This window comes from Occallatibacter riparius (assembly GCF_025264625.1).
GTDB lineage: Bacteria > Acidobacteriota > Terriglobia > Terriglobales > Acidobacteriaceae > Telmatobacter > Telmatobacter riparius.
This window is the reverse complement of record NZ_CP093313.1, coordinates 4,668,185-4,680,695: the sequence shown is the minus strand read 5'-3', so window position 1 is coordinate 4,680,695 and position 12,511 is coordinate 4,668,185. Positions and strand designations below refer to the sequence as shown.

5 protein-coding genes are annotated in these 12,511 nt (G+C 62.3%); 3 read left to right on the top strand and 2 right to left on the bottom strand.

The window, feature by feature from the left end; translation table 11 throughout:
- Positions 1-108 precede the first annotated feature (108 nt).
- Entirely contained in the window at positions 109-6,447 is a 6,339-nt protein-coding gene (locus MOP44_RS18935) for a HAMP domain-containing protein (protein ID WP_260791813.1), read from the top strand.
- 129 nt (positions 6,448-6,576) lie between these two features.
- Positions 6,577-8,190 (top strand): ATP-binding response regulator, encoded by a 1,614-nt coding sequence (locus MOP44_RS18930; protein ID WP_260791812.1) that lies wholly within the window; start codon positions 6,577-6,579, stop codon positions 8,188-8,190.
- Between the two features lie 113 nt (positions 8,191-8,303).
- On the opposite strand, the gene MOP44_RS18925 is transcribed toward MOP44_RS18930, so the two are convergent.
- Both MOP44_RS18925 and MOP44_RS18920 read right to left on the bottom strand, forming a co-directional pair.
- Positions 8,304-9,641 carry a glycosyltransferase gene (locus tag MOP44_RS18925; RefSeq protein WP_260791811.1) on the bottom strand — a complete coding sequence of 446 codons (1,338 nt, stop codon included), beginning with the start codon at positions 9,639-9,641 and terminating at the stop codon, positions 8,304-8,306.
- A gap of 223 nt (positions 9,642-9,864) precedes the next feature.
- Positions 9,865-11,631, bottom strand: coding sequence for a TIGR03768 family metallophosphoesterase (locus MOP44_RS18920; protein WP_260791810.1), 1,767 nt, complete (start codon positions 11,629-11,631; stop codon positions 9,865-9,867).
- Positions 11,632-11,821: 190 nt separating this feature from the next.
- Between MOP44_RS18920 and MOP44_RS18915 the strand changes: the two genes are divergently transcribed.
- Entirely contained in the window at positions 11,822-12,448 is a 627-nt protein-coding gene (locus tag MOP44_RS18915) for a LysE family translocator (RefSeq protein WP_260791809.1), read from the top strand.
- Positions 12,449-12,511: the final 63 nt, after the last annotated feature.

The following is a 12,511-nucleotide window of genomic DNA, read 5'->3' as shown; positions in this document are numbered from 1 at the left end:
CGCACAGAACGCCTTGAGATAAATATCTTGCATTTCTGGGGATTCAAGGCATTTCACGTCTGGGTGTGGCGCCTCTCCCGATCTACCTGCGCAGGAGCAGTGAACAAAATGGCTACTTCGTTCGAACAGCCTGGCCTTGGCCAAGACGATCCCAATCGTCTCCCTTCAGAAGCTACTGCGGGCCTCCAAAATGGCAACGGCAGCTACGCCGAATCGGCATACATGGCCGCCATCCTTGAGAGCCTCCAGACCATGCGCGACGGCGATTTCAGCGTTCGCCTGCCCGTGACCTGGACAGGCCTCGCCGGCAAAATCGCCGACAGCTTCAATGAGATTGTTACTGCCAACCAGCAGATGGCTCTTGAGTTGAAGCGCGTAGGCCAGGCCGTCGGAAAAGAAGGCAAGACCCGCGAGCGTCTCCGCTTCGAGCGCCGCCGCGGCGCCTGGGACGAAATGGAAGTCTCGGTCAACACCCTGGTAGAAGACCTGCTCCGCCCCACCACTGAAGTGACCCGCGCCATCGGCGCCGTAGCCCAGGGCAATCTCACCCAGACCGTCCGCCTCGACGTCGACGGCCGCCCGCTGGAAGGCGAGTTCCTGCGCTCCGCCAACATCGTCAACACGATGATCCAGCAGCTCTCCATCTTCACCTCGGAAGTGACGCGCGTGGCCCGCGAAGTCGGTACAGACGGCAAGCTCGGCGGTCAGGCCGTCGTTCCCGGCGTCGCCGGCACCTGGAAGGACCTTACTGACTCGGTCAACTCCATGGCCTCCAACCTCACCGGCCAAGTACGTAACATCGCTGAAGTCACCAACGCCGTGGCCTCGGGCGACCTCTCCCGCAAAATCACGGTCGACGTCCGCGGCGAAATCCTCCAGCTCAAAGAAGCCATCAACACCATGGTCGACCAGCTCCGCTCGTTCGCTTCGGAAGTGACGCGCGTAGCCCGCGAAGTCGGCACCGATGGCAAACTCGGCGGTCAGGCCGTCGTCCCTGGCGTCGCCGGAACCTGGAAGGATCTCACCGACTCGGTCAACGCCATGGCCGGCAACCTCACGGCCCAGGTCCGAAACATCGCTGAAGTCACCACCGCCGTGGCCCGCGGCGATCTCTCCCGCAAGATCACCGTGGACGTGAAGGGCGAAATCCTCGAGCTCAAAGACACCATCAACACCATGGTCGACCAGCTCAACGGCTTCGCTTCGGAAGTCACCCGCGTCGCCCGCGAAGTCGGAACCGAAGGCAAGCTTGGCGGTCAGGCCAACGTCCCGGGCGTTGCCGGCACCTGGAAAGACCTTACCGACAACGTGAACTTCATGGCCGGCAACCTCACCGGCCAGGTCCGAAACATCGCTGAAGTGGCAACCGCCATCGCCAACGGCGACTTGAGCCGCAAGATCACCGTCGACGTCCGCGGCGAGATCCTGCAGCTTAAAGAAACCCTCAACACCATGGTCGACCAGCTCAACCGATTCGCCGGCGAAGTCACCCGCGTCGCCCGCGAAGTCGGTTCGGAAGGCCGTCTCGGTGGTCAGGCCAACGTGCCTGGCGTCGCCGGCACCTGGAAGGATCTCACTGACTCGGTCAACGCAATGGCCGGCAACCTTACCGCCCAGGTTCGAAACATCGCCGAAGTCACAACCGCCGTGGCACGCGGCGACTTGTCCCGCAAGATCACTGTCGATGTGAAGGGCGAAATCCTCGAGCTGAAGAACACCATCAACACCATGGTTGACCAGCTCAATGCGTTCGCTGGCGAAGTCACACGCGTCGCACGCGAAGTCGGTACCGACGGCAAGCTCGGCGGTCAGGCCCAGGTACCCGGTGTCGCCGGAACGTGGAAGGATCTCACCGACAACGTCAACTTCATGGCGTCGAACCTCACCGGCCAGGTCCGTAACATTGCCGAAGTCGCAACCGCCGTGGCCCGCGGCGATTTGTCCCGCAAGATCACCGTCGACGTGAAGGGCGAAATCCTCGAGCTCAAAGACACCATCAACACCATGGTCGACCAGCTCAATGCGTTCGCCGGCGAAGTCACCCGCGTCGCCCGCGAAGTCGGTACGGACGGTAAGCTCGGTGGCCAGGCCAACGTCCCCGGCGTCGGCGGCACGTGGAAGGATCTCACCGACTCGGTGAACTCCATGGCCTCCAACCTCACCGGCCAGGTCCGAAACATCGCTGAAGTCGCAACCGCCATCGCCAACGGTGACTTGTCGAAGAAGATCACCGTCAACGTCTCGGGCGAAATCCTCCTGCTGAAGGAAACCATCAACACGATGGTCGACCAGCTCAACCGCTTCGCCGGCGAAGTCACCCGTGTGGCCCGCGAAGTCGGCACCGAAGGCAAGCTCGGCGGCCAGGCCAACGTGCCTGGTGTCGCCGGCACCTGGAAGGATCTCACCGACAACGTGAACTTCATGGCCGGCAACCTTACCGGCCAGGTCCGAAACATCGCCGAAGTGACCACCGCCGTGGCGCGCGGCGACTTGAGCCGCAAAATCACCGTCGACGTGAAGGGCGAAATCCTCGAGCTCAAGAACACCATCAACACCATGGTCGACCAGCTCAACGCATTCGCCGGCGAAGTCACCCGCGTCGCCCGCGAAGTCGGAACCGACGGTAAACTCGGCGGCCAGGCCGTCGTGCCCGGTGTCGCCGGTACCTGGAAGGATTTGACCGACTCGGTCAACTTCATGGCCGGCAACCTCACCGCCCAGGTCCGAAACATCGCTGAAGTCGCCACCGCAATCGCCAACGGCGACTTGAGCCGCAAGATTACCGTCGACGTTCGCGGCGAAATCCTGCAGCTCAAAGAAACGCTCAACACCATGGTCGAGCAGCTTCGTTCGTTCGCTGCTGAAGTCACGCGCGTCGCTCGCGAAGTCGGCTCCGAAGGCCGTCTCGGCGGTCAAGCCAACGTGCCTGGCGTCGCCGGTACCTGGAAGGACTTGACTGACTCGGTCAACTCGATGGCCGGCAACCTCACCGCGCAGGTCCGAAACATCGCCGAAGTCACCACCGCCGTGGCCCGCGGCGATTTGTCCCGCAAGATTACCGTCGACGTGAAGGGCGAAATCCTCGAGCTCAAAGACACCATTAACACCATGGTTGATCAGCTCAACGCGTTCGCTGCCGAAGTCACCCGCGTGGCCCGCGAAGTCGGTACAGACGGCAAGCTCGGCGGTCAGGCCAACGTACCCGGTGTCGCCGGCACGTGGAAAGATCTCACCGACAACGTCAACGTCATGGCCGCCAACCTTACTGAACAGGTCCGCGGCATTGTGAAGGTCGTGACCGCCGTCGCCAATGGCGTGCTCACCCAGAAGCTCACCGTGAACGCCAAGGGCGAAGTCGCTGCCCTCGCCGAAACCATCAACGGCATGACCGACACGCTCGCCACCTTCGCCGACCAGGTCACCACCGTGGCGCGCGAAGTCGGCGTGGAAGGCCGTCTCGGCGGTCAGGCCAACGTGCCCGGCGCCGCCGGCACCTGGAAGGACCTCGTCGGCAACGTCAACCTGCTCGCCGACAACCTCACCAACCAGGTCCGCGCCATCGCTGAAGTGGCAACCGCCGTCACCAAGGGCGATCTCACCCGGTCCATCCAGGTGGAAGCTCGCGGCGAAGTCGCCGAGTTGAAGGACAACATCAACACGATGATTGACAACCTTCGACTCACCACCGATCGAAACACGGAACAGGACTGGCTCAAGACCAACCTGGCCCGCTTCACCAACATGCTTCAGGGCCAGCGCGACCTTGGGGTCGTCGGCCGCATGCTGCTGGGAGAACTCTCCCCGCTCGTCAACGCGCAGCAGGGCGTCATCTACCAGATGGAAAGCGACCCTGACCAGCCCGATGGCCGCCTCGTCCTGCTCTCCACCTTTGCCGACACTCCTGAAGGCCACTTGCAGGAGATTCGCCCCGGCGAAGGCCTCGTCGGACAGTGCGCCCTCGAGAAGCGCCGCATGCTCATCACCGAGTTGCCCAAGAAGACCGCTCCCATCCGCAGCGGCCTCTTCAAGGCGCCGCCCAAAAACATCATCGTGCTGCCGGTTCTGTTCGAAGACCGCATCAAGGCCGTAATCGAGCTCGCATCGTTGAGCGCGTTTACGCCTTCGCACCTCGCCTTCCTCGAACAGCTCACCTCTTCCATCGGCATCGTGCTCAACTCCATTGAAGCAACGATGCAGACCGAAGGCCTGCTCAAGCAGTCGCAGCAGCTCGCCACCGAGCTTCAGACGCAGCAGAAGGAACTGCAGGGCACCAACGAGCAGCTCGCCCAGAAGGCTCAGCAGCTCGCCGAACAGAACTACGAAGTGGAACGCAAGAACCAGGAAATTGAGCAGGCCCGCCGTGCCCTCGAAGAAAAGGCCCGCGAGCTCGCCCTCACCTCGAAGTACAAGTCCGAGTTCCTTGCCAACATGTCGCACGAGTTGCGCACGCCGCTCAACTCCATCCTGGTCCTCGGCCAGCAACTTGCCGAAAACCCCGACGGCAGCCTCTCGCCCAAGCAGGTCGAGTTCGCCCGCACCATCCACGCCGCAGGAACCGACCTGCTCAACCTCATCTCCGACATTCTCGACCTGTCGAAGATCGAGTCTGGCACGGTGTCCGTCGAGGCTGAAGAAATCTTCTTCGGCGCTCTGCTTGAAACCGTCGCCCGTCCGTTCCGTCACGAGGCCGAAAATCGCAAGCTCACCTTCGACATCACCGCTGAAGCCGGCCTTGGCCGCAGCCTCGTCACTGACTCCAAGCGCTTGCAGCAGGTCCTCAAGAACCTGCTCTCCAACGCCTTCAAGTTCACGGAGCAAGGCAGCGTGAAGCTGAAGATCTCGCCTGTCACCAGCGGTTGGACCCCCGATCACCCGCTCCTCGCCGGCGCAGGCTCGGTCATCGCCTTCGAAGTCTCCGATACCGGAATCGGTATCCCACCCGAGAAGCAGCGCATCATCTTCGAGGCCTTCCAGCAGGCCGATGCCGGCACCTCCCGCAAGTACGGCGGAACCGGCCTGGGCCTCGCCATCAGCCGCGAACTGGCTGCCCTGCTCGGCGGCGAGATCCAGCTCAAGTCGCAGCCTGGCGTGGGCTCCACCTTCACCCTCTATCTGCCGCAGACCTACGTCGGTCCAGCCGCTCCCGCCATCGTCAAGGCGCCGGAGCGTCCCGGCCTGGCGCCGCAGCAGCAGGTTCCCATCTTCCTCACCAACGTTGCCGCGGCTGAAACCGAGTCGCGCATCGAGGATGATCGCCGCAACATTCAGGAAGGCGACGCCGTGCTGCTCATCGTCGAAGACGATCTGCACTACGCCCGCATCCTTTGCGATCTCTCGCGCGACAAGGGCTTCAAGGTCCTCTCTGCCCTGACGGGCGCAGAGGCCCTCGCCCTCGCCCGCGAGTACAACCCCACCGCTATCTCGCTGGATGTCTTCCTGCCTGACATGCTCGGTTGGACCATCCTCAACCACCTCAAGCAGGATCCGCGGACGCGCCACATCCCCGTGCAGATGCTCACACTCGACGAGGATCGCCATCACGGCCTGTCGCGCGGCGCATTCTCCTTCGTCACCAAGCCCACCAGCACTGAGGGCCTCGACTCTGCTCTCACCCGCATCTGGGACTACTCGCAGCCGCGCCGCAAGCGCCTGCTGGTCGTCGAAGACAATCCCGCTGAGCAGCTCAGCATCAAGGAACTCCTCGGCCACAAGGACATCGACATCGACACCGTTGACACTGGTGCGGGCGCGCTTGAATCCCTCTCCTCCGGCCAGTATGACTGCGCCGTACTCGACCTTCGTCTGCCGGATATGACCGGCTTCGAGGTCCTTGAGAAGATGCGCGACACACCCGGCCTGCAGGATCTGCCGGTGGTCGTCTTCACCGGCCGCGACCTCACCGCCGAAGAGGACACCCAGCTCCATTCGTTGGCTCGCAGCGTTGTGGTCAAGGACGTGGAATCGCCCGAGCGCCTGCTCGACGAGACTGCGCTCTTCCTCCACCGCGTCGTCTCTGACCTGCCCAAGCCCAAGCAGGACATGCTCGACCGTCTGCACAAGTCTGACGATGCCCTCGCCGGACGCAAGGTGCTCGTGGTCGACGACGACGTCCGCAACATCTTCGCCCTGTCCAGCGTGCTTGAACGCCGCGGCATGCAGGTCGTCTCTGCCGGCAACGGCCGCGAAGCGATTCAGATCATCGAGTCCACTCCCGACCTCGCCATCGTCCTCATGGACATCATGATGCCCGAGATGGACGGCTACGAAACCATGCAGATCATTCGCCAGAACCCGGCCCTGCGCCGCCTGCCCATCATCGCCCTCACCGCGAAGGCCATGAAGGGCGACCGCGAAAAGTGCCTCGAAGCCGGCGCAAGCGAATATCTTGCCAAACCCGTCAATACGGAACAGCTTCTCTCCGCTCTGCGGATGTGGCTGCATCGCTAGGCGGCAGCTTGAGCCCGCGGTTCTTCGTGCGCGGTCTCACACATTAAAACGGCGCATCCGGTCGCGGTTGACTGCGGTCGGGCGCTTGCTGCATAAGGAATCTATGCCCGGGAAGTATCGAGGGAACGAATGAGAGCTGACGACAAAGTCAACATACTGATGGTGGACGATCAGCCCGCAAAACTGCTCAGCTATGAGGTCATCCTCGCCGAGCTCGGCGAGAACCTCATCAAGGCGAATACCGCCAGCGAAGCCCTCAACGTACTGCTCAAGACTGACATCGGTGTCGTCCTCATGGACGTCAGCATGCCCGACCTCGACGGCTTCGAACTCGCCGACGTCATCCGCCAGCATCCCCGCTTCCAGAAGACCGCCATCATCTTCATCTCCGGCGTCCACCTCACTGACTCCGACAAGATCCAGGGCTACCGTTCCGGCGCAGTCGACTACATCTCCGTCCCGGTCGTTCCTGAAGTGCTGCGCGCCAAGATCAGCGTCTTCGTCGAACTCCATCGCAAAACCCGCCAGCTCGAGGTCCTCAACGCCGAGCTCGAAGAGCGCGTAACAGCGCGCACAGAAGAGTTGCGCCAACGCGAAGAGCAGTACCGCACCCGCGCCGAGCTGCTCGATCTCGCCACCGAGGCCATCATGGTCCGCGATCTCGAGGGCCATGTTCAGTTCTGGAACTCCGGCGCTGAGGCCCTCTACGGGTGGACTCGCGACGAAGTGATGCACCAGGACATGCACGGCCTGCTCCAGACCGTATTTCCTGTCCCCCGCTCCGAAATCGAATCCATGCTGGGAGAGCAGAAATCCTGGTCGGGCAATCTGGTTCAGAAGACCCGCAACGGCAACGAAGTTGTCGTGGCGTGCCGCAAGACCATGACCCAGCAGGGCAATCTCATCCTCGAAGTCAGCCGCGATATCACCGAGCAGCTGCAGGCTCAGGAAGCTCTGCGCGAAGCCGAGAAGCTCGCCGCCATGGGCCGCGTCGCCGGCATCATCGCCCATGAGATCAACAACCCCCTGGCCGCCATCACCAACACACTCTACCTCGTGCGCAATCACCCCTCCCTCGACGACACCGCGCGCCATTTCGCCGATGTCGCCGAGCAGGAGCTGCAGCGCGTCTCGCACATCACCCGCCAGACGCTCAGCTTCTATCGCGAATCCAAGCAGCCCATCCCGGTCAATCTTCCCGAGCTGCTCGATGACGTGCTCGACCTCCAGGAGCGCGCCCTCAGCACCAGCCGCATCCGGCTCGCCAAGCGCTACCTCGCCACGCCGGTCGTCCATGGCTTCCCCGTCGAGCTGCGCCAGGTCTTCCTCAACCTCATCGGAAACGCCGTACAGGCCATGCCCACCGGTGGCACCCTCGGCGTCTACCTGCGCGAGGTCAGCGACTGGTCGCGCAACCGCAAAGGCACCGCCATCTCCATCCTCGACACCGGCATCGGCATTCAGCCCGACGACCTCAAACGCCTCTTCCAGCCCTTCTTCTCCACCAAGTCAACGAAGGGCACCGGTCTGGGCCTCTGGATCAGCAAGGGCATCATTCAGAAGTACGACGGCACCCTCACCTGCCGCACCTTCCGCGGCCGCGACGGCAACGTCACCTGCTTCCGCGTCTTCCTGCCCGTCAGCGCCGCACTCAACGTGCCCGCTCAGCCCCTCGCCGGCGGCGAACCCCTCAGCCATGAACCCGAAGTGCCCACCAACCACCACGCCGGCATCGCGATCTAGGTGGGTCCGAGTTTTAGGTAGGTCCGGGCTTTAGCCCGGACAACCGAACAGATAAGAGTTTCGGGGCTTCAGCCCCTGAGGCATGTTTCTCCGGCGGGCACTTCACGGCCTCTTCATTCGGGCCGATAGAAACTGATTCCAAGCGCTGGAATCTGCCCCTGCATCACGCGCTCTCTGATCTCTGTTGCCTGTCCCTTGCCCTTTAGCCGCAGCGCTCCCTCGATAACATCCGCCGCCCGGTTCAACCCGTCGACGCCTCGGATGTCATCCCTCAGCCTCGCCGCCGACTCCCGATACATCGCATTCCCCAGCACCTCCGCCAGCGCAGCCCCCAGCCGCTTCGCGTTGAGCTTGCTGCGTTCTACCACCAGCCCCGCCCGCCGCGCAGCCACTCTCGCCGCCACGCCCGGCTGATCGTTCCCCAACGGAATGCACACCAGCGGCACGCCCTCCGCCAACGACTCCAGCACCGTATTCAATCCGGCATGCGTAATCACTACCGCTGCCTTCTTCACCAGTTCGAGCTGCGGCGCATACGATACAACAATCGGCTCTCCCGGCAACTCACCCAGCCTCTCCGGCGCAAGCCCACCGCCCAGCGAGATCACAAGTTGCACCGGCAGCCCGGCGCTCGCCTCTGCAATCGTGCGAAAGATCGACTCCGACCCATTCTGCATCGTCCCCAGCGACGCATACACCAGCGGCCGCCCATCCAGCTTCTCCCACGGAAACTCGACCGGCGGCCTCTGCTGCTGATCCACGAATGGCCCCGTGTAGTGCACGACATCCGGCAGCCCCTGCACATCGAATTCCAGCGCGGCAGGCAGCTGCGCAATCTGCGCAATCGGCGAGAGGAATTCAACCGCATGCCGGCGAACCTCAAGCCCCCACGCCCGCCGCTGCGCGTTCACCAGCTTATGAATCGGAGAAGCCACCCGCGACAGAAGCCGAAACCCGAGAATGTTCCGCAAGCGAATCCACCAGCTCTCCCCCGCCTGCCACGGAAAACAAAACGCTGGAATGCGCGCGTCCCGGATCAGCGGCGGAAACATCGCAATCGACACGAACGGCAGCCCGAGATACTCGGCCACGGTCCCGCCCATGTCGGCCTCATCCACCAGCAGAACCTCTGCGCCCGACCGCCGCACCGCATCCGGCCCATCCCGCAGAATCATCCGAGCCGTATTCCGCACGCGCTCCACCGTGAACTTGAACGTGGCCAGCCCCTTCAGCGTGCCCAGATGCTCATCGAGCTGCCGCAGCGTACCCAGCGGATAGTGCTCCGCGCCAATCTGCATGAACTCGATCCCCGCCGCCCGAATCCGCGCCTCCGTATCGGCAATGCCATAGATCACAACCGAGTGGCCGCGCCGCTCCAGCGTGCGCGCTAGCGCCGTCATGGGATTGATGTGCCCGGTGCCCGGAAAGCAGAACACGCCTATGCGCGCCATCGATCGACCTCACTGCAGGAATTTGGGGACCCGCAAGATGTACGAAGCACGCTGGGGAAACGGATTGGTGCGAATGATACCGAAGTTCCGGCGAGGCTGGAAACATCTTGTCCCCGACAGTCATCAGGGCATACTGATAACGTGGCAGCACCCGTCCCAACCACCTAAGACTGTGGTCAGGGCGGGCCACCCTCGTATGCTTTTCCTTCAGCTCTCAACCCGCTTATTTCAGCGTTGTTCCTGCCTGCGCAACAATCCCTTGCATCACCGGCGTCAATTGCACCACCAGCTCAGCGTTGTAGGAATGAGACGTTGTGTCGGTTCGCGGATACTGGGCATACACCCGCGCCGCGCCAATGGCATAGCCGCGCGACTTGTACGCGGGCGAGCCGGCCTTCACGGCTGGATCCACATTACTGATGACGATCGAAACTGTGTTGTCCTGGTCGCGGCGAATATCAAACGTGCGGAACTGCTGCGGGAAATCGCGCAGAGAGCAGGTCTCCACCTCCCAGAAGCCGAGTGTGGGGTCGCCGCTGGGGTCGGGTTGCGGGGTTACCACGTTGAGGTGCCGATGCCCCGCCATCCACATGATCAGATTGGGATATTTGTGCAGCATGGTGAGCACGTAGTCGTCTGTGTATACCGGGCCGGGCCAGACGGGAAAAGGAGTGGTATCCGTCAGCTCAGTCTGCGGCAGGATGGGAACGTGCGCGGCGATGACCATGAGCTGATTGGCGGCCTGGCCCGCCTCCAGCTCGTTCACCAGCCAGTCATAGCGAGCATCATCCAGCCCGCCCGCCGCATAATCCGGCTGGTCCGCCCCTTTCACCGTATCGTCCAGCACGATGAACTTGATCGGAATATCCGACTTCGGCACAAAACTGTAACAAGCGAAATCCTTATCCAGATTCGACTGCTTGAAGCCATGGCCCACCGGCTGCGAACTGGTATTGAAGAACTCCCGCATCCAGCCGAGGGTGGTTGATTTTTCAGTCGACATCGTGTGGCGATCCTGATCCGCCGCAACCGCGGGCGGCTTCTTGAACTCGCTTACCGCGCCGGCCCCAACGATATCGCCGTAGGGGGTCGAGCCGTCCACGACACCCATATAGTAGCCTTCGCCGTTTACCGAATCATGACTCTTCGGATCGTCTCCCATATTGATGATGGTGTCCGCAATATGTGCGTTCCGCGTCTTCGTATCTTCCATAGCCGAGCCCATCCAGTACTGGTCGTGATTGCCCACCACCTGATACCACGGGATTGCCGGATTGATGCCCGCTGCCTGATACGGCTTCTGATAGTCGATCGTCCAGGCGCCAAGGTGTTTGCCCGAACTGGGAGTGATCACCTTGCCGTCGAGGACGTCAATGAACCAGCGCAGTTCGTTGTACTGCGAGTTGTTGGCGTCATCGCCCAGGGAGAGACCGAAGTCGAACGGAGTCTCCTCGTGCAGCGCGTTGATCGTCTGCACAGCCGCATCCAGCACCTGCGTCGTCGACAACAGGATCGGCGAATACGCCGTCAACATACCCGAGCCGTACCCGGCGTTTACTCCGACAAAAATGGGCTGCGCCGGCGACTCTTTGTCGGCAATGTGAATGTCTGACATCGCGTAGTAATACAGCAGCCGGGCCTGGTTGGGAGCGCCCTTGTAAGCCGGCGCAAGATCGTGGCGAGGAACATGCGCCAGCGGTCCGCCCATATTCCACGCACTGTAGCCTTGTTCGGCATACGCAGGCACATCGTCCGGGATGATTGGACCCGCAGTCGCGGGCACCGCCACCGGAAGAACCTGCTGCTGCGCCGTGGTGAGCACCGGCCGCGCAATCGGCCACGCCGTTGGCGCCGGGCTTTGCTCGCCTCCGCAACCGGTGAGCAGAGTCCCAATGCCCACTCCAACAACGGGCATGGCGCCCAGACCAACACTCACGGTCTTGATGAAATCCCGACGGCTCAGCTCCCGATTTCCGCGTGTCTTTCGCATGAAGTCTCTCGCAAGCAAATGTGCTTAATAGACTTCATCGACATGGCCGTCTTGAACGTTAAGCAGGATTCATAAGAAGCCGGAAGGCCCACGAGCCGTCGCCACAAGTACCGTAATGGGAACGCGCGTAACGTAGGGAATCTGCTGTGGCGTTCCCAGCTAACTTTTCTCCCGCCTCTATAATCCCCACATGCTGGACACGCATCTCCTCGTACTCTTCCTCGCCGCCGCCACTCTGCTCGCCGTCACGCCCGGACCCGGCATCTTCTACGTCCTCACCCGCACCCTCGCCGGCGGAAAGCGCGAAGGCATGCTCTCCTCGTTCGGCACATTCGGCGGTGGATTGATCCACGTCGTGGCCGCCGCCCTCGGCCTCTCCGCGGTCCTCGCCGCATCTGCCACAGCGTTCGCCGTGGTCAAGTACGCAGGCGCCCTCTACCTTGTCTGGCTCGGCTTCCGCATGATCCGCACACGCAACGTCCCCATGGACGAGCCCTCAGAAACTCCCAAGCGGAATCACCCCTTTCGCCAGGGCGTGATGACAGAGCTTCTCAATCCCAAAACAGCTCTGTTCTTCCTCTCGTTCCTTCCGCAGTTTGTGAACCCCGCGCTCGGTCACGCCGTCGTGCAGTTCCTGCTGCTCGGGCTCATCTCGGTCACGCTGAACACCACAGCCGACGTGCTCGTGGTCTCGTTCGCTGCGCCCATTGGCACGCGGCTCCGTTCCAGCGCGCGCTTCCGCCGCAATCAGCGAGTCGCCTCCGGCATAGGAATGATGGGCCTGGGCGCCTTCGTAGCCTTCGGCGATACCCGCTAGGCCGAACCTCTCAAAGCATCGAAGGAAGATTTCACCGAGCCGGCGATTCGTTCTGCATCAAAA

Coding starts and splice junctions, on each gene's coding strand:
- MOP44_RS18935 (WP_260791813.1), top strand. CDS start 109: ATGGCTACTTCGTTCGAACAGCCTGGCCTTGGCCAAGACGATCCCAAT.
- MOP44_RS18930 (WP_260791812.1), top strand. CDS start 6,577: ATGAGAGCTGACGACAAAGTCAACATACTGATGGTGGACGATCAGCCC.
- MOP44_RS18925 (WP_260791811.1), bottom strand. CDS start 9,641: ATGGCGCGCATAGGCGTGTTCTGCTTTCCGGGCACCGGGCACATCAAT.
- MOP44_RS18920 (WP_260791810.1), bottom strand. CDS start 11,631: ATGCGAAAGACACGCGGAAATCGGGAGCTGAGCCGTCGGGATTTCATC.
- MOP44_RS18915 (WP_260791809.1), top strand. CDS start 11,822: ATGCTGGACACGCATCTCCTCGTACTCTTCCTCGCCGCCGCCACTCTG.